This window comes from Actinoallomurus iriomotensis (genome assembly GCF_030269445.1).
Classification (GTDB): Bacteria; Actinomycetota; Actinomycetes; order Streptosporangiales; family Streptosporangiaceae; genus Actinoallomurus; species Actinoallomurus iriomotensis.
The window spans coordinates 1,363,641-1,382,217 of sequence record NZ_BSTJ01000001.1; the positions used below are offsets into that span (position 1 = coordinate 1,363,641).

The 18,577-nt window shown below is 72.3% G+C and carries 22 protein-coding genes; 15 read left to right on the forward strand and 7 right to left on the reverse strand.

The annotated features are described in order from the left end of the window. Positions 1-72 precede the first annotated feature (72 nt). From QSK37_RS06460 to QSK37_RS06480, 5 genes are all read left to right on the forward strand, one after another. Entirely contained in the window at positions 73-1,329 is a 1,257-nt protein-coding gene (locus QSK37_RS06460; RefSeq protein ID WP_285618254.1) for a glycosyltransferase family 4 protein, read from the forward strand. Positions 1,330-1,342: 13 nt separating this feature from the next. After that, on the forward strand, positions 1,343-2,092 hold the full coding sequence (locus tag QSK37_RS06465; protein WP_285618892.1) for a class I SAM-dependent methyltransferase: 750 nt from the start codon (positions 1,343-1,345) through the stop codon (positions 2,090-2,092). Next, positions 2,079-3,197: a prenyltransferase gene (locus QSK37_RS06470; protein WP_285618255.1), complete on the forward strand. Its 1,119-nt coding sequence runs from the start codon at positions 2,079-2,081 to the stop codon at positions 3,195-3,197. Before QSK37_RS06465 ends, QSK37_RS06470 begins: the two co-directional genes overlap by 14 nt. 149 nt (positions 3,198-3,346) lie before the next feature. Then, a complete protein-coding gene (locus QSK37_RS06475) occupies positions 3,347-3,508 on the forward strand; it encodes a hypothetical protein (RefSeq protein WP_285618256.1) in 162 nt (53 codons plus the stop codon). Between the two features lie 212 nt (positions 3,509-3,720). After that, positions 3,721-4,983 (forward strand): MFS transporter, encoded by a 1,263-nt coding sequence (locus QSK37_RS06480; RefSeq protein ID WP_285618257.1) that lies wholly within the window; start codon positions 3,721-3,723, stop codon positions 4,981-4,983. A gap of 3 nt (positions 4,984-4,986) precedes the next feature. On the opposite strand, the gene QSK37_RS06485 is transcribed toward QSK37_RS06480, so the two are convergent. Continuing rightward, positions 4,987-5,574, reverse strand: a complete 588-nt coding sequence (locus QSK37_RS06485; RefSeq protein WP_349497813.1) for a Uma2 family endonuclease — start codon at positions 5,572-5,574, stop codon at positions 4,987-4,989. 176 nt (positions 5,575-5,750) lie between these two features. On the opposite strand from QSK37_RS06485, the gene QSK37_RS06490 reads away from it, so the two are divergent. Both QSK37_RS06490 and ybiA read left to right on the forward strand, forming a co-directional pair. Beyond that, positions 5,751-6,632, forward strand: coding sequence for a DUF8017 domain-containing protein (locus QSK37_RS06490; protein ID WP_285618259.1), 882 nt, complete (start codon positions 5,751-5,753; stop codon positions 6,630-6,632). Positions 6,633-6,687: 55 nt separating this feature from the next. Next, positions 6,688-7,239, forward strand: coding sequence for a riboflavin biosynthesis intermediates N-glycosidase (gene ybiA, locus QSK37_RS06495; protein WP_285618261.1), 552 nt, complete (start codon positions 6,688-6,690; stop codon positions 7,237-7,239). Positions 7,240-7,243: 4 nt separating this feature from the next. Here ybiA and QSK37_RS06500 read toward each other — a convergent pair whose 3' ends face one another. The 5 genes from QSK37_RS06500 to QSK37_RS06520 form a co-directional block, all read right to left on the reverse strand. Continuing rightward, positions 7,244-8,173 carry a PfkB family carbohydrate kinase gene (locus QSK37_RS06500; RefSeq protein WP_285618263.1) on the reverse strand — a complete coding sequence of 310 codons (930 nt, stop codon included), beginning with the start codon at positions 8,171-8,173 and terminating at the stop codon, positions 7,244-7,246. Further along, complete coding sequence (locus QSK37_RS06505) at positions 8,170-9,621, reverse strand: purine-cytosine permease family protein (RefSeq protein ID WP_285618265.1); 1,452 nt, start codon at positions 9,619-9,621, stop codon at positions 8,170-8,172. The genes QSK37_RS06500 and QSK37_RS06505 overlap by 4 nt, the downstream gene beginning before the upstream one ends. Positions 9,622-9,653: 32 nt before the next feature. Then, the gene (locus QSK37_RS06510) at positions 9,654-10,646 is read right to left on the reverse strand and encodes an ADP-ribosylglycohydrolase family protein (protein WP_285618266.1); all 993 of its coding nucleotides are present in this window, start codon (positions 10,644-10,646) and stop codon (positions 9,654-9,656) included. Further along, positions 10,643-11,362, reverse strand: a complete 720-nt coding sequence (locus QSK37_RS06515) for a GntR family transcriptional regulator (RefSeq protein WP_285618267.1) — start codon at positions 11,360-11,362, stop codon at positions 10,643-10,645. The genes QSK37_RS06510 and QSK37_RS06515 overlap by 4 nt, the downstream gene beginning before the upstream one ends. Positions 11,363-11,465: 103 nt before the next feature. Next, the gene (locus tag QSK37_RS06520; RefSeq protein ID WP_285618893.1) at positions 11,466-12,083 is read right to left on the reverse strand and encodes a class I SAM-dependent methyltransferase; all 618 of its coding nucleotides are present in this window, start codon (positions 12,081-12,083) and stop codon (positions 11,466-11,468) included. A 91-nt stretch (positions 12,084-12,174) separates the two neighbouring features. Between QSK37_RS06520 and QSK37_RS06525 the strand changes: the two genes are divergently transcribed. From QSK37_RS06525 to QSK37_RS06550, 6 genes are all read left to right on the forward strand, one after another. After that, positions 12,175-13,044, forward strand: a complete 870-nt coding sequence (locus QSK37_RS06525) for a CE1 family esterase (protein WP_285618269.1) — start codon at positions 12,175-12,177, stop codon at positions 13,042-13,044. Positions 13,045-13,136: 92 nt separating this feature from the next. Then, a complete protein-coding gene (locus QSK37_RS06530; RefSeq protein ID WP_285618271.1) occupies positions 13,137-14,144 on the forward strand; it encodes a LacI family DNA-binding transcriptional regulator in 1,008 nt (335 codons plus the stop codon). Continuing rightward, on the forward strand, positions 14,141-15,046 hold the full coding sequence (locus QSK37_RS06535) for a ribokinase (RefSeq protein WP_285618274.1): 906 nt from the start codon (positions 14,141-14,143) through the stop codon (positions 15,044-15,046). Before QSK37_RS06530 ends, QSK37_RS06535 begins: the two co-directional genes overlap by 4 nt. A gap of 57 nt (positions 15,047-15,103) precedes the next feature. After that, entirely contained in the window at positions 15,104-15,532 is a 429-nt protein-coding gene (locus QSK37_RS06540) for a pyridoxamine 5'-phosphate oxidase family protein (RefSeq protein WP_285618276.1), read from the forward strand. Positions 15,533-15,547: 15 nt separating this feature from the next. Beyond that, entirely contained in the window at positions 15,548-15,742 is a 195-nt protein-coding gene (locus QSK37_RS06545) for a ferredoxin (protein ID WP_285618277.1), read from the forward strand. 67 nt (positions 15,743-15,809) lie between these two features. Further along, entirely contained in the window at positions 15,810-16,895 is a 1,086-nt protein-coding gene (locus tag QSK37_RS06550; RefSeq protein WP_285618278.1) for a Zn-dependent alcohol dehydrogenase, read from the forward strand. 230 nt (positions 16,896-17,125) lie between these two features. Here QSK37_RS06550 and QSK37_RS06555 read toward each other — a convergent pair whose 3' ends face one another. Next, on the reverse strand, positions 17,126-17,833 hold the full coding sequence (locus tag QSK37_RS06555) for an SDR family oxidoreductase (RefSeq protein WP_285618279.1): 708 nt from the start codon (positions 17,831-17,833) through the stop codon (positions 17,126-17,128). Between the two features lie 62 nt (positions 17,834-17,895). On the opposite strand from QSK37_RS06555, the gene QSK37_RS06560 reads away from it, so the two are divergent. Both QSK37_RS06560 and QSK37_RS06565 read left to right on the forward strand, forming a co-directional pair. Continuing rightward, a complete protein-coding gene (locus tag QSK37_RS06560) occupies positions 17,896-18,306 on the forward strand; it encodes a MerR family transcriptional regulator (protein ID WP_285618281.1) in 411 nt (136 codons plus the stop codon). 84 nt (positions 18,307-18,390) lie between these two features. Beyond that, a complete protein-coding gene (locus QSK37_RS06565) occupies positions 18,391-18,567 on the forward strand; it encodes a hypothetical protein (protein ID WP_285570203.1) in 177 nt (58 codons plus the stop codon). The last annotated feature ends 10 nt before the right edge of the window (positions 18,568-18,577 follow it).

Below are 18,577 nucleotides of genomic sequence, written 5' to 3' on the forward strand. Positions count from 1 at the left end.
TCGAACGCGCAGGTCGGACAGGTCAGGCTATGGTCATACTTCACTGAATGTGCGTTTACGGGAGGGCCGGACGTGAACGAGGCAGACGAACCGTTGCGCGTCGCGCTCCTCTCCTACCGGAGCAAACCCCACTGTGGTGGTCAGGGCGTCTATCTCCGTCACCTGTCTCGCGAGCTCGTCGACCTGGGACATCACGTCGACGTCTTCTCCGGCCAGCCGTACCCCGAGCTCGACCGGGAAGAGATCACGCTGCGCCGCGTGCCGAGCCTGGACCTGTACGCCGACGAGAACCCCTTTCGCACCCCGCGCCTGGCGGAGTTCCGCGACTGGATCGACGTGCTGGAGTTCGCCCACATGCGTACGGGCGGGTTCCCCGAGCCGCTGACGTTCAGCCTCCGCGTGCTGCGTGAGCTGCGCGCACGCCGGCACTCGTACGACGTCGTGCACGACAACCAGGTGCTCGGCTACGGCAACCTCGCCATCCCGCACCTCGGCCTGCCCTTCGTGACGAGCATCCACCACCCGATCAGCGTCGACCGGCGCATCGAGATCAAGGCTGCCAAGGGACTCAAGGAGCAGTTCGGCAAGCGCCGCTGGTACGGCTTCGTCCGGATGCAGGCGCGCGTCGCCGCGCGGATCGGGCCGATCCTCACCGTCTCCGGCTCCTCCAAACACGACATCGTCCGCGACTTCGGCGTGGCGCCCGAGCAGGTGCACATCCTGCCGCTCGGCGTCGACGACCGGTTCTTCCACCCGCGCGGCGAGCGCGTGCCCGGCCGCATCGTCGCCGTCGCCAGCGCGGACTCGCCGCTCAAGGGCGTCGCGACACTGCTGCGCGCGGTCGCCAAGCTGGCCACCGAACGCGACGTGCACGTCGTCGTGGTCGGCCGGCCGACGCCGGGCGGCCCGACCGACAAGCTCGTCGCGGAACTCTCGCTCGGCGACCGGGTGCGCTTCGTCTCCGGCATCTCCGACGAGGAGCTGGGCGAGCTGCTGGCCAGCGCCGAGATCGCCGCGGTTCCCTCGCTGTACGAGGGCTTCTCGCTGCCGGCCGTCGAACACATGGCCTCGGGCACGCCGCTCGTGGCCAGCCGTACCGGCGCGCTGCCCGAGGTCGTCGGCGACGCCGCGATCCTCGTCGAGCCGGGTGACGTCGAGGAGCTGGCCGCCGTGTTCCGGCGCCTGCACGACTCGCCCGAGGAGCGCGAGCGCGTCGGCGCCGCCGGCTACGCCCGCGTGCAGGAGCGGTTCACCTGGTCCGCGGTCGCGCGGGCCACCGTCGGCCACTACCGAGACGCCATCGCCCGCCGCCGTACGGGCACCGTTTGAGAGGAGCACGGCCCTGCTGACCGTGGACTTTGACCGGTTCCGCGTCGCACCCGGCGAGCAGGTGCTCGACATGGGCTGCGGCGCCGGCCGGCACGCCTTCGAGCTGTACCGGCGCGGCGCCAACGTGGTGGCGTTCGACCGCGACGAGAAGGAGCTCGCCGGAGTCGCGACGATGTTCGGCGCGATGGAGCTCGAAGGCGAGGTGCCGCCGGGCGCCTCGGCCCGTACCGTGACGGGGGACGCGCTCAGCCTGCCGTTCCCCGACGACTCCTTCGACAAGATCGTCGCCGCGGAGGTGCTGGAGCACATCCCCGACGACATGGCGGCCATGGGCGAGCTGCTGCGCGTGCTGAAGCCGGGCGGGCGGCTCGCCGTCACCGTGCCCTCATGGCTGCCCGAGCGGATCTGCTGGGCGCTGTCGGAGGACTACCACACGGCGCCGGGCGGGCACGTGCGCATCTACACGCGCGCCGAGCTGGAGGCCAAGCTCAAGGCGACCGGGTTCGAGGTCGGCGACCACCACTACGCGCACGGCCTGCACGCGCCGTACTGGTGGATCAAGTGCGCCGTCGGCGTGAACAACGAGGGGCACCCGCTCGCCAGCGCGTACCACAAGCTGCTCGTCTGGGACATCATGAAGCGTCCGCTCGCCACCCGCCTGGCCGAGCAGGTGCTCAACCCCGTCATCGGCAAGAGCGTCGTCGTCTACTTCACCAAGCCCGCCGTCCCGGCGTCGCGGGAGCAGGCCCATGCGGCGGCCTGAGGCCGTACCCGGGATCCTGACCTCAACAGACCTCGTCGCCACCGCTGAGTCGATCGTCGCCCAGCAGGAGCCGTCGGGCGCCATTCCGTGGTTCGCCCCGGTGGACGGCGTGCCGGGCCACGTCGACGCCTGGAACCACGTCGAGGCCGCGATGGCACTGTCCGTCGCGGGCTTCACCGAGCCGTCGCGCCGCGCGTACGCGTGGCTGCGCGACGCCCAGCGCGAGGACGGCTCGTGGCCCGCCAAGTGGGTCATGGGCGAGGTGACCGAGCCGGGCGGCGAGTCCAACCACGCCGCGTACCTCGCGGTCGGCGTCTGGCACGAGCTCACGCTGACCGATGACCTCGCGTTCGCGGCGGAGATGTGGCCGTCCGTACGGCGGGCGGTGGAGTTCGCCCTCGGCCTGCAGAGCGCCCGCGGCGAGATCATGTGGATGCGGAACCCGGACGGCTCCGTCGCCGACCACGCGCTGCTCACCGGGTGCTCCTCGATCTACCAGTCCCTGCGCTGCGCGGTCGCGCTGGCCGAACGCCTCGACGAGCCGCAGCCGGACTGGGAACTGGCCGCCGACCAGCTCGGCCACGTCGTCGCCTGCCACCCCGAGGCGTTCGCGGACAAGAACCGGTTCTCGATGGACTGGTACTACCCGGTGCTCGGCGGGCCCCTGCGCGGCTCCCCGGCGTACCGCCGGATCGACGAGCGGTGGGACACCTTCGTCGTCGAGGGCCTCGGCTGCCGGTGCGTCTCGGACCAGCCGTGGGTGACCGGCGCGGAGAGCTGCGAGCTCGTGCTCGCCCTCGACGCGATGGGCGACACGACGCGGGCCCTGGAGCTGTTCGCCACGATCCAGCACCTGCGGCACGAGGACGGGTCGTACTGGACGGGCTGGCAGTACGCCAACGAGCGGCACTTCCCGAGCGACCGGTCGACGTACACGGCGGCCGCGGTGATCCTGGCCGCCGACGCCCTCGTGGGCGGCTCCCCGTCCGCCCGCCTGTTCAAGGAGATCGCCGGCCGCGACCTGGGCCCGTCCGGCCCGTCCGACCCGGTCGCCTGCGGCTGCGAGGCCCCGTCCCTGGCCGACTCGGTCCGTACGCGGCGCTGATCCGAGCAGGGATCGCCTCCGGGGCGACCAGCTACCACCTGCGCCAGCTCGGCACCGCCGGCTTCGTCGAGGAGGACACCGAGCAGAGGAACGCGCGGGAGCGCTGGTGGCGTGCCGCGCACCGGTCGACCTGGGTCACCGACCTGGAGGTGCTCAGCCAGGATCCCGAGGCGGGTCTCGCCTACCTGCAGTCCGTCGCGGCCGTACACGTGTTGCAGACCCAGCAGTCGCTGAACGAGTTCCAGACGCTCCCTCGTGCCTGGCGGGACGTGTTCGACCTGAGCGACTTGGCCCTGCGCCTCACCCCCTGAGAGGCACAGGACCTCCTGGACGACCTGAGCGCGGTCCTCGCCCGGTACCGGCGAGCGGACGAGAGCGCCGCCACGCCCGAGGGCGCCGAACGCGTCAACCTCATCCTGCACCTTCTGCCCGAGCCGGGCCTGCCCGCCGGACCGGCGGCGGACGGCTCCGCTCAGGAGGCCCCCGGAGACGACGGCGGCGCGTGCCCGGCGAGAGAGACGCCGTGAGCCGCCGCGCCGGCCCGGCCGAGGATGACGCCGGCCGCCGGAGTCTCCGTCCCTTAGCCGGGATCCTCGCCGCCCTCATGGTGTCGCAGACCGGCACCCGGATCTCGGCGATCGCGCTGCCCTGGTTCGTCCTCGTCACGACCGGAAGCGCCACCAGGACCGGCCTGACGGCCTTCTGCGAGATGGCCCCGTACGTGACGGTCAAGGCGCTCGCCGGGCCTCTGGTCGAGACGGCCGGGCCGCGGACCGTCTCGTGGGTCGCCGACGCGGTCAGCGGCGCCGTCCTCACCCTGATCCCGCTGCTCCACGCGCTGCACCTGCTGTCCTTCTGGACGCTGTCCGCCATGGTGGCGGTGATCGGCGCCGCGCGCGGCCCGGGGGACCTGGCCAAGGAGGTCATCGTCCCGGAGGCAGCCGAGCGCGGCCGGGTGCCGCTGGAACGGGCGACCGGCCTGGCCGGTACCACCGATCGGCTGGCCTCCACCTTCGGACCGGCGGCCGGGGGCGCGCTGATCGGGCTGGCCGGCGCCCTGACCGGGCTCGTCGTGGTCAGCGGGTGCTTCGCGCTCGGGTCGGTGGCCATCGCCCTGGGGCTGCCCCGCGGCATGGGGCACACGCCGGAGCGGAACGCGGCGGCCGGGACGGGCTACTGGCGGCGGCTCGGCGAAGGTCTCGTCTTCCTCCGTGAAGAGCGGCTGCTGCTGAACCTGTGCATCGTGGTGGCCGTCACCAACCTGCTGGACGCGGCGTTCTCGTCGGTGCTCCTGCCGGTCTGGGCGAGGCAGTCCGGTGCCGGGCCGGCCGGGATCGGACTGGTCGGCAGCGCGCTCGGCATCGGGGCGGTGGGCGGCAGCCTGGTCGCCGCCGCGGTGGCTCACCGCATCCCGCGCCGGCCGGTGTTCTTCATCGGCTTCCTGGTCGCCGGGGCGCCGCGCTTCCTGATCCTCGCCGCCGGCGTGCCGACCGGGGCGGTGGCCGCGGTCTTCGCCGTGGCCGGCCTCGGCGCCGGCTTCCTCAGCCCGATCCTGGGCGCGATCTCGTTCGAGCGGGTGCCACGACGACTGCTCGGCCGGGTACGCGGGCTGACCGACTCGCTCGCCTGGGCCGGCATTCCGCTCGGTGGCCTGATCGGCGGGGCGGCGGTGGCCTCCGTGGGCCTCGTGCCCGTGCTCGTGACCGGCGGCGCGGCGTACTTCCTGACCACGAACGTCGCCGGGCTTCGCCCGGAGAGCCGGGAGATGGATCGATCCCGCATGTGACGGTCAGAGCCGGCCGAGGTCCAGGCTCAGGTCGACGTCGAACCCGATGTCGGTGCGCAGCCGCCCATGGTGCACCCCGGTGGGCACGTACGCGCGGATCGAGGGGTCCAACTCGTACGTGTAGACGACCGGCCGGCGCCCGTCGCGCTCCACCCGCCACAGGAACCGGATGCCCGCTTCGGCGTACTTGATCGGCTTGGTGAACCGGTCTCGGTCCTCGGAGTCCGGTGACACCACCTCGACGACCAGCCGTACGTCCTCGGGCAGGTAGTAGGTGCGGTCGAGGTCGTCGAGCGCGTCGTCCTTCACCACCATGACGTCGGGCTCGGGACGCTGCCGCAGGCCGAGCTTCACCGCCATCTCCCGGACGACGGCCAGCCCGGCCGGCGGCCGGATGCCCGCCTGCGAGTCGGTGAGCAGATTGACGACCAGCATGTGAAATTTGGTCTGCGGCGACATCAAGACGAGGGCTCCGTCGATCAACTCGACGCGCCTGGGCGCGTCCGGTGGCAGAGCGTCGAGATCGTCAGCCGTCCACCCGTTCTCCGGGCCGGGATATAGCCACTCGGGCAACGAGGTCATAACCACCATGATTAACCCCCGTCGTGCTGCCGTCTCGATCCGCGGCAACCCTAACGGAAGTTGATTACGAAATGTAATCGAATAATTTCCCTCGGTTATTATCTGGATGCGCTGAGAGGCCGGGTGTTCAACCGCTTCCGGGGCCGAACCCGCGAATCGGGGGCGGCTGCAGTAGCGTGCGCGGCATGGTCTGGCGGGACGGCGGTCAGCGCTCCGGACGGTCGCGTCACCGCGGCCGGACCGACCGGGGCTCCCCGTACGGGGAGAACGAGGAGTTCGACGGGTCCGGTGGGATGACGTTCCTGCCTCCGCTGCCGCCGGAACGGTCGCCGGCCGGTGTGCGGGCGGTGGTCGTCGTCCTGGTGATCCTGCTGGTCGGTGGCGGGGTGGCCCTCGCCGTCGCCGGGGCCGACGGCCACGGAAGGCGTGCCGTCGCCGGGTCGTCGCCCTCCCCCGACGCGTCGCGCCTCCCCTCGTACGTGCCGTCCGCGCCGCCGTCCGCGCGGGCGAAGGTGCCGGGATGGCACGCCGTCGTCGCGGTCAAGCACGGCCTGACCTACGACGTGCCGCCGTCCACCTGGTCGGTGAAGTCGGCGGACACGATCGTCGGCTTCGAGGACCCGAACGGACGGCCCGAGGTGGCCGGCAGCGGCGTCGCGATCTACAAGGAGGGCTACTGCCCGGGACACAGCGGGAGCTGGCGGGCCCAGACCGCCGTCGCGGACTACGGCGAGAGCGACCCGGCCGCCGCCGCGAAGGACGCGGCCCGCACATGGGCCACCTACGGCTACGCCCCGGGCACCGGCGGCTCCGCGCCGACCGTGACGCTGCGCGCCCCGAAGCCGCTCACCACGGGCGGATCGCAGGCGATGGAGGTCACCGCGACGGTCACCGTGCACGACGACGAGCCGTGCTCCCCTCCGCGAGGAGTCGTGCACGCGGTCGCGGTGCCGCTGAAGGGCGGCGAGGTGTCCGTGCTGATCGTGATCGCCGACCAGGGCGTGCCCGACGCGACGTCCGACACCGACCTGGAGAAGATCGCCCGCAGCGCCCGCCCGACCTCCTGACGCCGCCGCGGAAAACCGGGTTGGCCCCGGGCGTACGGACCGGGAGGATCGGGAGATGCGCGTCGAAGACCTTCTGCGGCTGGAAGAGGCGGGGGCCCTGCCCGAGCCGCTGCTGTTCTGGGGCCATCGGCCGCCCGCGGGCGGTGGGGTCGGCAAGGGCTGCCTCAGCCAGTGGTACCCGGCGCCGTTCACGGTCGACGGTGTCCGTTACGCCACCGCCGAGCACTTCATGATGGCGGGCAAGGCGCGGCTGTTCGACGACGCGGAGGCCGAGCGCCTCGTGCTGGCCTCCGACGACCCGGGCAAGGCGAAGGGCGCCGGGCGGCGGGTGCGCGGCTTCGACGAGGACATCTGGGCCGAGCACCGCTACGACCTGGTCGTACGGGCCAACACCGCGAAGTTCGGCCGGCACGCGGCGCTGCGGGACTTCCTGCTCGCCACCGGCGACCGGGTCCTGGTCGAGGCCAGCCCGTACGACACGGTGTGGGGCATCGGCCTGTCGGCGGACCAGCCGGAGGCGCGGCGCCCGTCCGGGTGGCGCGGCCTCAACCTGCTCGGCTTCGCCCTGATGGACGTCCGCGACGCCCTCCGCGAGCCGGCCGCCTGACCGGTCAGCGGCCGGCGAGGAACCGGTCGACCTCCTCGCGGTCCGGGGCCGTCGCAGGGCCGCGCCGGGTGACGGCGATGGCGGCCGCGGCGTTGGCCCGCCGCGCCGCCCGCTCCGGCGGCAGCCCGTCCCCGAGCGCCGCCACGAACACGCCCACGTGCGCGTCGCCGGCGCCGTTGCTGTCGACCGCCGTCACGTCGAAGGCGGGGACGTGCACGGCCGGCGCGTCGCGCACGGCCAGGACACAGCCGCGCGGCCCCATGCGGAGCACGACGCCGGAGCGCCCGGTCCGGCGGGCCAGCTCGGCGGCGGCGCGGTCCGGGTCGGCGTGGCCGGTCATCGCGGTCGCCTCGTCGTGGTTGCAGCTCCACCAGTCGGCGCGGTCGAGCACCGGCCGGAGCACGTCGGCGGGGATGTCGGCGACCAGCGGCCCGGGATCGACGATCACGGTCGCGTCGCCGGGCAGCGTCGGGAGCCAGCGCGTGAGCGCCACCCGGTTCGCCGGGTAGGCCAGGCCGTACCCGGAGAGGTAGATCGCGTCGCCGCCGCGCAGGCGGACGCCGCTGAGCTGCTCGTACGTCAGGCCGGCCTCGGCGCCGACGCTCGTCGCGAACGTCCGTTCGCCGCCGCCGTCGACGAACGCCACGTCGAAGCCGGTGTCGGCGTCCGGGGTCGCCTCCTGGAGGACGGCGATGCCGGCCTCGGTCAGCCGGGCGCGGGCGAGGTCGCCGAACGGGCCGCTGCCGTGCGCGCCCGCGTAGGCGACCTTCAGGCCCTGACGGACGCTCGCCAGCATGACGTTGTATCCCCCGCCTGGCGTCACCTGGCTGGAGGTGGCGAGCACGTCGCCGCCGGGCCGCGGCAGCGCCGGGATCTCCATGACCAGGTCGATGACCACGTTGCCGGCGTGGACCAGCCGGTCGATGCCGCTCACGACACCACCTCGCTCACCCGTGCACGGGTCTCACGGGACCCCGTGACGGTCCGGAGGACGAGGTAGATGACGGCGGCGACGGCGAAGGCGACGAGCCAGCCGAGACCGTTGCGCGCGGGCCAGGTCTTCGACAGCGGCCCGGCGAACCACACGTCCGTCTCGGACGTCTGGGCCACGGTCAGCAGCAGCCCGGCGACGATGCCGGCGGCCCAGGCGACGAAGGCGGACCACGCCACGCCGCCGTGGTGCCAGTAGACGCCGCCGCGCGTGGTGTCCATCAGGCCGGCGGGGTCGTACTCGCGGCGGGTCAGCATGTCCACGAGGAAGACCGCGACCCAGGAGGTGATCGCGACGGCGAGCAGCGAGATGAAGGTGATGAACGGGCCGTAGAAGTTCTTCGCGATGAGCATCAGGTAGACCCCGCCGGCCAGCGTGAGCACCACGTCGGCGCCGACGGCGAGCACCCGGCGGACCCGGATGCCCAGGGTGATCATGGTGAGCCCGGCGGAGTACACCGACAGGTGGTTGGACAGCAGCAGGCCGCCGAAGGCGGTGAGCAGGTACGGGATGGCCATCCACGACGGCAGCATGGCCTGGATCGCCGCCACCGGGTCGGACGCGGCGGCGAGCGTGTGGTCGCCGGTCGACAGCAGGCCGCCCAGGGTGATGAGCAGCAACAGCGGCACGCCGGCACCCGCTGCGGCGGCGGCCACGATGCGGTGTCCGGGGACCCTCCGTGGCTGGTAACGCGCCATGTCGGCGCCGGCGTTCGCCCAGCCGATGCCCGTCCCGCCGGCGATCACCCCGATCCCCGCGATCATCACGCTCGCCGGCGCGGCCGGGGCGTGCAGGACCGTGTGCCAGTGCACCTTCGTGACGAGGAAGCCGCCGACGACCAGGTTGAGGACGCCGAAGACGTACGTCGCCCGCTGCTGGATCCACACCAGGGTGGCGTGGCCCAGCCCGGACACGAGCAGGGTGAGGGCCACGAAGGCGAGCAGGCAGACGACGGTGAGCACCGAGCTCGCGCCCACCCCGAAGGCGATGTGCAGGATGGCCAGCAGGGCGTACGCGGCGGTGGTGGTGTTCACCACCTCCCAGCCGACCCGCGACAGCCACGACACGAGCGTCGGCCCGTGGTTGCCCCGCGGGCCGAACACCGCGCGGGACAGGGTCATGCTCGGCGCGCCGCCCCACTTGCCCGCGACGCTGATGAGCCCGACGACGGCGAACGACCCGAACGAGCCGATGGCGCCGACGAGTACGGCCTGCCAGATGTTCATGCCGCGCAACGCGACAAGCGTCGCGCCGAGGGGCAGCCCGAGGATGGAGATGTTGGCGGCGAACCACACCCAGAAGAGCTGGAGCGGGTTGCCGTGCCGTTCGGCGTCGGGCACCGGCTCGATGCCGCGGGTCTCGACGGCGCCGACCTTGTTGTCGCTGGTCATAAGGGCCTTCTTCGCAGAGGGGTGTCGGGGGGTCAGGCCCGCAGGGCCAGCAGGCCGCGCGCCAGCTCGTCGAGGGGGAGCCGGTTGACCGTACGGATCGTGGTGACGGCGTCCTCGGGGAAGGAGCCGACGCCGTGGCAGGCGCCGGCGATCGCCCCCGCGATGGCCGCGATGGTGTCGCAGTCGCCTCCGAGCGACGCGGCGAGCAGGCACGCCTGCCACGGGTCGTCCGGGTGCACCGACAGCACGGCGAACGCGGCCGGCACGGACTCCTGGGTGGCGACGCTGGTGCCGACCAGGTGGTAGATGTCGGCGGCGGCGGCCTCGGCGGGGCGGCCCGCCACCAGCTCGCCGGCCCAGCGGATGCGCGAGGCGACGTCGGCGGCGGCGATCCAGTGACCGCGGCGGACGCCGGCGGACGCGGCCTCCTCCGCGCGCTGGACGGCCTCCTTCACATCGGCTCCGTCGACCCCGGCGCTGACGGCGGCCGCGACCGCCGCGGCTCCGGCGAGGGCGACGCTCGTGTTGTGCGTCACCAGGCTGGCCTCGACGACGCTGTCGAGGAGCGCGGCGGGTTCACCGCCGGAGGCGATGCCGACCGGGGCGATCCGCATGGCGGCGCCGTTGGTGTCCCCGCGGCGGCCCGCCTCCTCGACGGGCGTGCCGGCGGCGACCGCCGCGACGGCGCGTTTGGTCGAGGGGCCGAGCAGATCCAGCGAACCGCGCCGGCGCATGTCGTCCTCCCAGTCCAGGAGGGCCTGCGCCAGCGCGACCGGATCGATGTGCCCGGCGCCGTCGAGGAGCAGCCGGGCGAGCAGGACGGCCTGCTCGGTGTCGTCGGTGACCGATCCCGCGCGCATCCCCGCGGCGATCGGGTGGTCCGCGGCGGCGGGCTCGAACCCGGTGAGCGAGCCGAAGTCCCGCCGGATCCGCTCCCGGGGCAGCGACTGGGTCGGCATGCCCAGCGCGTCGCCGATCGCGAGTCCGTACAGCGCTCCGGCGGCGCGGGCCTCGGCGCCGGTCACGAGGTGCTCCCGAAGCGCAGGTGCAGCTCGAACCGGAGCGGGTCGAGCCGGCTCTCGACGTGTTCGACCAGTTCACCGGACGCGGTCCAGCTGACGCGCCGCGCGCGCAGGAACCACTCACCGGGGCTCCGTCCCAGCTCGGCGGCGTCGGTCTCGTCCAGGGGCGCGGCGGTGACCCATTCGTCGCCGTGGTCCGCGTGCAGCCCGGCGGACGCGAGCGTCGCCGTCAGCGACCCGTCGAGCAGTCCGCGTGCGGGCAGGTCGAGCAGGTCGCCTGCGGCGGGGATGCGGCTGCGCTCCAGGGAGACCGCCGGCCCGTCCGTCACGGTGCGGACGCGGTCGACGGCGAAGAACGAGGACGAGGCCAGGCCCAGCCGGCCGGCGAGCTCGGGATCCTCTACCTTCTCCAGGCGCAGCGTCCGGGTCTCGGTGGCCACGCCCTGAGCCGCCAGGGCGCGGGCCCAGCCCAGCCGGTCGTCGAGCGGTCGCCCGTCGAAGGTGACGAACGAGCCCTTCCCCGACCGGGTGGAGATGAGACCCTCCCGGCTCAGCTCGGTCAGCGCGGACCGGATCGTGTTACGGCTGACCGAGAACCGCGCGGCGAGCGCGTGTTCGCCGGGGAGGCGGCTGCCGCGCTTGAGCTTGCCCGTCCGGATCTCGCGGGCGAGGGCTTGGGCGATGTTCTCGTGTTTGAGCGCATGCACGTTGTCCGTCATGTCCACCCCTGCACCGAGACCTGTTCAAACATGTTCAGAAAGGTACGCCTGACATGGCGGTTCGTTCAAGAGTGCGTTTCTCGCCGGTTCCGCCCTGAGAGCGTCAGCGGCGCTCGAGGACCCGCAGGGAGCCCTCGATCCGGCGCTCGGTCCACCGGCCGGTCGCCAGGGCACGCCGGTAGACGCGGTACGGGGCCTGGCCGCCGTCGGCCGGGTCGGGGAAGATGTCGTGGAACGCCAGCGCGCCGCCGGGCATCACGTGGTGCGCCCAGCCGTCGTAGTCGGCCTGCGCCAGGTCCTCCGCGTGCCCGCCGTCGACGAACAGCATGCCGAGCGGCTTGGCCCACAGCGCCGAGGCGGTCGCCGACGTGCCGACGACCGCGACGACGCGATCCTCCAGTCCCGCCGCGACGATCGTCCGGCGGAAGACCGGCAGCGTGTCCATGCGGCCCGTGGCCGGGTCGACCAGGGTCTCGTCGTGGTACTCCCAGCCGGCCTGGTTCTCCTCCGAGCCGTGGTGGTGGTCGACGGTGACCACGACCGAGCCGGCCGCGCGGGCGGCGGCGCCGAGGTAGATCGCGGACTTGCCGCAGTAGGTGCCGACCTCCAGGATCGGGCCGCGCGCGCCGTACTCCACCGCCGTCTCATAGAGCGCGATTCCCTCGGCCGGCGGCATGAACCCCTTGGCCTCCTCGGCGGCGCGCCGCAGGTCGTCGGGCATCGGCGGGAGACTCGCCCGCGTTGTCACGTCATCCACGCGCGCACTCTAATACCGTCGGTGACGCATATGTCCGAGTCCGGGGAGTAGGCGCATGGTGGATGACGGTGTTGCCGGCGAGCTGACGATCGGCGGGAGAAGGCGCACCTTCACGGTCCGGCTGCCACGGACACCGGTGGCAGGCCGGCCGGTGCCGCTCGTGCTGGTGCTGCACGGCAACAGTCCGGACGCGGGCGGATCACTCATGCGCGAGTGGACCACCTTCGACGAGCAGGCGGACCGCTGGGGCTGGGCGATCGCCTACCCGGACGGTCACCAGGGATGCTGGGCGGACGGCCGTGGTGTCACGACGGCGGACGAGGCGGGCGTGGACGACGTCGCCTTTCTTCGCGCGGTCGTCAGCTGGGTGGCCGAACGCCACGGCACGTCGCCGGACCGGACCGTGGTGGCCGGGATCTCCAATGGCGCGTTCATGGCCCATCGGCTGGCGCTGGAGGCCTGCGACCGGGTGGCAGTGGTGGCGGCCGTCGCCGGCGGGCTGCCCGCGGCCCTGAGCGACCTCCGGCCGACGCACGCCGTGTCGGCGATGCTGATCCACGGCACAGCGGACCAGATCACACCGATCGACGGCGGATACTCCCGGCGCCGCGGGCCGGGCGGGGAACTGCGCGGCCGCACGCTGTCCCTGCGCGAGACGGCCGAGCACTGGCGCGCCGTCGACCGGTGCCCGCCCGGACCGGGCGAGACACACACCACCGAGCTCTCGAGCCGCACGATGGCCGGCGGGGGCATCGGTGGTACCCAGGTCGTCGCCTGGACGGTGTTCGGAGGCGGCCACTCATGGCCGGGCATGCCCGGCGCGCCCGGCCGGACAGAGCCGATCAGCCGGGAGTTCGACGCGGCCGAGGAGATCTGCCGCTTCGCCGAGCCCCTGCTCGCCTCCGCGGACGCCCGGCGGCTCTGACCTTCCTGTGACCGACGTCACCGCTTCTCCTCTGTCCCCCGTGTAATCGTTTCCATATTCTGCCGTGTAATCGTTTCCACGAGGGAGGTGGCATGGCGGGCATCAAGGAGGTCGCCGCTCGCGCGGGAGTCTCGGTCGCCACCGTCTCCCGGGTGCTGAACGACAGTCCCCAGGTCAGCGAGCAGGCGCGGGCCAAGGTGAGCGCCGCCGTCGAGGCGCTGCGCTACCGGCCGAACGCGGTGGCGCGCTCGCTGCGCACCGAGGCCACCCACACGCTCGGGCTGATCGTCGGCGACATCGTCAACCCGTTCTTCGCCGTGCTCGCCAGAGCCGTGGAGGACGAGGCGCGCCGGGCCGGCTACACCGTCGTCATCGGCAACGCCGACGAGCGCCCCGAGCGGCAGGACCACTACGTCCGCACGCTCCTCGAACAGCGCGTCGACGGACTGCTCATCTGCCCGACGGCCGAGGTCACCCCGCTGATCCGTGACTGTGCCGCGGCGGGCGGCCCGCTCGTCTTCCTCGACCGCACGCTCCCCGGCCTGGACGTGCCCTCCGTACGGGTCGACGGGACGGCCGCCATCGGCGAGCTCATCCGACACCTCCACGGGCTCGGGCACCGCCGGATCGCCTTCATCTCCGGCCCGGAACCGCTGTCCACGGGCCGCGAGCGCACCCGGGCGTACGCGGACGCGATGCGCGCGACCGGCCTGCGGATCCGCGAGGAGTACCTGGAGGCGGGCGACTTCCAGGCGGAGAGCGGGCGGGCCATCGCGGGCCGGTTCCTCGACCTGCCCGAACCGCCCGAGGTGATCTTCGCGGGCGACAACCTCATGACGCTGGGCGCCCTCGACGAGATCCGGGCGCGCGGGCTGCGGATCCCGGACGACGTGGCGCTCGCCTCCTTCGACGACGTCGGCTGGTTCGTCCACGTGGACCCGCCGATCACCGCGATCGCCCAGCCCGCCGAAGAACTCGGGCGGCGGGCGGTACGCGCACTGCTGGAGCGCGCCGAGGGCCGGCCGGTGGAACCGGTCGTGCTCCCGGCGCGCCTCGTGAAACGCCGCTCCTGCGGAGAGACGGGAAGGACACAGCGATGACCGAGGGCCTCAGCGGACGGGGGCGGGCGTACGACGTCGTGGTCGCCGGGTCGGTCAACGCGGATCTCGTGGTCCGCGTCGAGCGGCGCCCGGGCGCCGGCGAGACCGTGCTCGGCTCGGACCTGGTGACCCATCCCGGTGGCAAGGGCGCCAACCAGGCGGTCGCCGCCGCGCGGCTGGGCGGCCGGGTCGCGTTCCTCGGCCGCGCGGGCACCGACGGCCACGGTGACTTCGTACGGGAGACGCTCCGGGGCGACGGCGTGGACACCGGGCACCTGATCACCACTCCGGGCGCGAACGGCGTGGCCCTGATCACCGTCGACCCGTCGGGCGACAACAGCATCATCGTCTCGCCGGGCGCGAACGCGAAGGTGACCGAGCAGGACGTCGCCGCAGCGCGATCGCTGTTCGCGGAGGCCGCCGTGGTGTCGCTGCAACTGGAGATCCCCCTCGACGCGGTCGTGGCCGCCGCCCGTACGGCGGCCGAGGAGGGCGCGCGGGTGGTGTTCAACCTGTCGCCGGCCGCCGACGTGCCGGACGAGCTGATCGCGCTCTGCGACCCGCTCGTCGTCAACGAGCACGAGGCGGAGTTCCTGGGCGACGCGCGGCCGGCCGGCCTGCTCGCCCGGGGCGCGCGGTCCGTCGTCATCACGCGCGGCGCGGACGGCGCCGTCGTCGCCGACGCGCGCGGCGTCACCGAGGTGCCCAGCCCGAAGGTGGACGTGGTGGACACCACCGGCGCGGGCGACGCCTTCACGGGCGCGCTGTGCCTGCGCCTCGCCCAGGGCGACGACCTGGCCACCGCGGCCCGGTTCGCGGCCCGCGTCGGCGCCGCGGCCGTGCGCGGGGAGGGCGCGCAGAGTTCGTTCCCGACCCTGGAAGAGCTGGAGGCGCGGCCTTGATGCGGCTGACTGAAACGTGTTCTACTTCTCGGCGTGAGTCAGCGCTCTCGTATCGCCATGACGGACGACGAGGTCACGGCGTTCATCGAGGAGAACCCCAAGTTCCAGCTCGCCACGATCAACCGTGACGGCACTCCGCACCTGGTGACGATGTTCTCCGGGCTGGTGGAGGGCAAGATCGCGTTCTGGACGTACCGCAAGTCGCGCAAGGCGCACAACCTCGCGCGGGATCCCCGCGTCACGTGCCTGATCGAGGCGGGCACGGACTACTTCGAGCTGCGCGGGCTGATGCTGTCCGGCACCGTGCGGACCCTGACAGAGCCGAACGACGTTCGGTATGTTGGCTCCCAAGTGGTTCGCAGAATGATGGGCCTCACGGACGACGACGCGATCGCCTCGGTCGTGGATCAGACCGCGGCCAAACGCCACGCCTACATCGTCGAGCCGACCGGTGCCGCCTCCTGGGACCATCGCAAGCTCACATGAAGGGGGAACAGCTTCATGCAAGTACGGGTGGACCCGCTGGTCTGCGAGGCCAACGGCGTGTGCGTCGGGCTCGTCCCCGAGGTCTTCGACCTCGATGACGACGACGAGCTGCACATCGCGCAGCCGTCGCCCCCGGCCGAGCTCGCCGACCGTGTCCGGCACGCCGTACGCTCCTGCCCCAAGGCCGCGCTGACCCTCGACGAGGACTGACGGACATTCCCCAACCCCCATATCCGGCCGGCCTCCGGGGCCGGCCCCCGTCCTGGAGGTGTGTCAGGTGCGAGCCGCGGTGATCCAAGGCCCCGGTGTCAAAGAGGTCGAGCTTCGCGACGACGCGACGACGGTCGGCCCGGACCCCGCCGAGGTGAAGGTCAGGATCAGGGCGACCGGGGTCTGCCACTCCGACCTGTCGATCCTGAGCGGCACCCTGCCGAACAACTATCCGGCGGTGGTCGGCCACGAGGCGGCCGGCGAGGTCGTCGAGGTCGGCGAGCACGTCACGAACGTCGCGCCCGGCGACCACGTCGTCATCAGCTGGACCCCGGCCTGCGGCCTGTGCCCCGACTGCGTCGCCGGGCGGCCCTTCCTGTGCGTGAAGTACATCATCGAGGGCTACACCAAGCCGCGGTTCCGCCTGGGCGACGACACACCGGCGTACGGCATGGCCGGCTGCGGCACCTGGGCCGAGGAGATGGTGGTGCCGTGGGAGGCCTGCATCAAGGTCGCCGACGACGTGCCGTACGAGTACGCCGCGCTGCTCGGCTGCGGCATCTCCACCGGGGTGGGCGCCGTGATCAACACCGCCCGGGTACGGCCCGGCACGGCGGTCGCGGTCGTCGGCTGCGGCGGCGTCGGCCTCTCGGTCATCCAGGGCGCCAGAGCGGCGGGTGCGGCGTCCATCCTCGCGATCGACCCGCTGGAGTCCAAACACGAGATCGCCAAGAGGTTCGGCGCGACGCACACCGCCACGCCGGACGGGGCGGACGAAGTGCGGAACCTCCTCACCGGCGGGCAGGGCTTCGACTACGCCTTCGAGGTGGTGGGCCGGAGCACCACGATCCGCGCCGCCTGGCAGCTGGCCCGGCGCGGCGGCGACGTCATCGTGGTCGGCGCCGGCGCGGCCGACGACAACGTGCGGTTCAACGCGTTCGAGCTGCTCTTCGACGGCAAGAACCTCCGGTCGTCGCTGTACGGCGGCTCCGACCTGCGCCGCGACGTGCCGCGGTTCGTGGACCTGTGGCGGGCGGGGCGGCTCGACCTGGAGAGCCTCATCACGCGGCGGATCCGTTTCGAGGACCTCAACGACGCGATCGCGACGCTCGAACGCGGCGACGCGATCCGCCAGGTCGTGCTGTTCGACTGACGACCGAGCGGGGGCGGCCGGCGACGGACACGAGAAGGGCGGCCGGCGTGCGCTGCCGAGCCGTCGGCCGCCCTCTCGCGACACCCGGTCCGCCCGCGAACACGCGACCGGGTGTCTCGTCCTGACGGGCGCTCCGCACCGGGAACGCCCGGCCATCCGCATGCGATGACCTGCCTGTTACATCGTTCCGAACGGGACCGGCGCTACAAAGAGCCGGCCGTGGACCGCGGTCAGGCGTTCAGGAACTGGTGGAACTGCTTGTCGAACTCCCGCGGGTCCTTGCTCAGCGACGCCTTGACCATTTCGGTGAACTCGTCGACGACCACCTCGAACGCGTCGGCCTCGACACCGTCAAGGGTGATACGGGCGACATCGGCCGGGTCCATCTTGGGTACGTCGTAGCCCTTCATCATGTCGGTGTCGGCCGCCCCGAGATGCACCGAGGTGACGAGCGTCCCCTGACCGGCCAGTTCCTGGCGCAGCGCTTTACTCATGCTCCAGACGGCCGCCTTCGATACCGCGTAGGCGCTGCTGCCGGGGAAGACGAACCAGGACGCCGAAGAGGCGATGTTCACGATCGCGCCCCCGCCATTCGCTGCGAGAACCGGCGCGAAGGCACGGGCCATCGACAGCGTGCCCCAGAAGTTCACGTCCAGCGCGGCGCGGACCGCCTGCAGGTCGCCGAGCAGGGCGCCGCCTCCGATACCGGCATTGTTGACCAGCAGGTTCACGTCGCCTGCCAGGCGAGCCGCGGCCGCGACGGAGTCCGGGTCGGAGATGTCCAGGCCGAGGACCTCGACGCCGTCGAGATCGATGGACTCGGGACGACGGGCGGTCGCGTAGACCTTCGCGCCTCGCTCGACGAGCTGGGCGGCGAGGTGGCGGCCGATGCCGCGGTTGGCTCCGGTGACGAGCGCAGTCGCTCCGTGAATGTTCATGAGGCGTACGCTAGAACCTCACGTCAACGTGAGGTTCAAGTCCGGACTGCGCGAGGAGTGCCATGCGTATCGGAAAGGTGGCCGAACGCGCTGGAGTCAGCGTCCGCGCGCTGAGGTACTACGAAGAGCAGGGGCTCGTCATCGCCGACCGCAGCCCCAGCGGCCACCGGCAGTACCCCGAGTCCGCCGTTGAGCGGGTGAAGTTCATCCAGCTCCTCTACGCGGCCGGTCTGACCAGTAAGGCGATCCTGCAGATCCTGCCGTTCCTGGACACCCTCGTCGCGACTCCGCAGATGACACGCCGGCTCACGGACGAGCGTGCCCGTATCCGGGTCCGGATCGACGCCCTGACCAAGGCGCACGACCGACTCGAAGAGCTGATCCGTCTCGCCGCCGAGTACGAGAACTCTCCGGCGACGTGCTCGGCGAGCGCGGACATCGCCGCCTCGCACACGTCACCTCCGCGGCGCTGACCGCAGCGGTCTTATCGGGCAAAAGTTTTGAATGCCACTCATCGGGAATCTGGCGAGCGTTCCAGCCAAGCCAAGGAGGTCCCGATGCGGATACGGGGCGGAATCAGCTTTGTCGGCCTGATCTATATATTGATTGGCATCTTCGTGGCCTGGGACCACGACTACATCACGCTCGGCTTGCTGAAGCGGGTGTTCAGCGCGCTGCTCGCGGTTTTCCTGTGGTTCCTCGTCCTTCTCGGGGTGAATCTCCACGTCCACTGATCCGATGTCC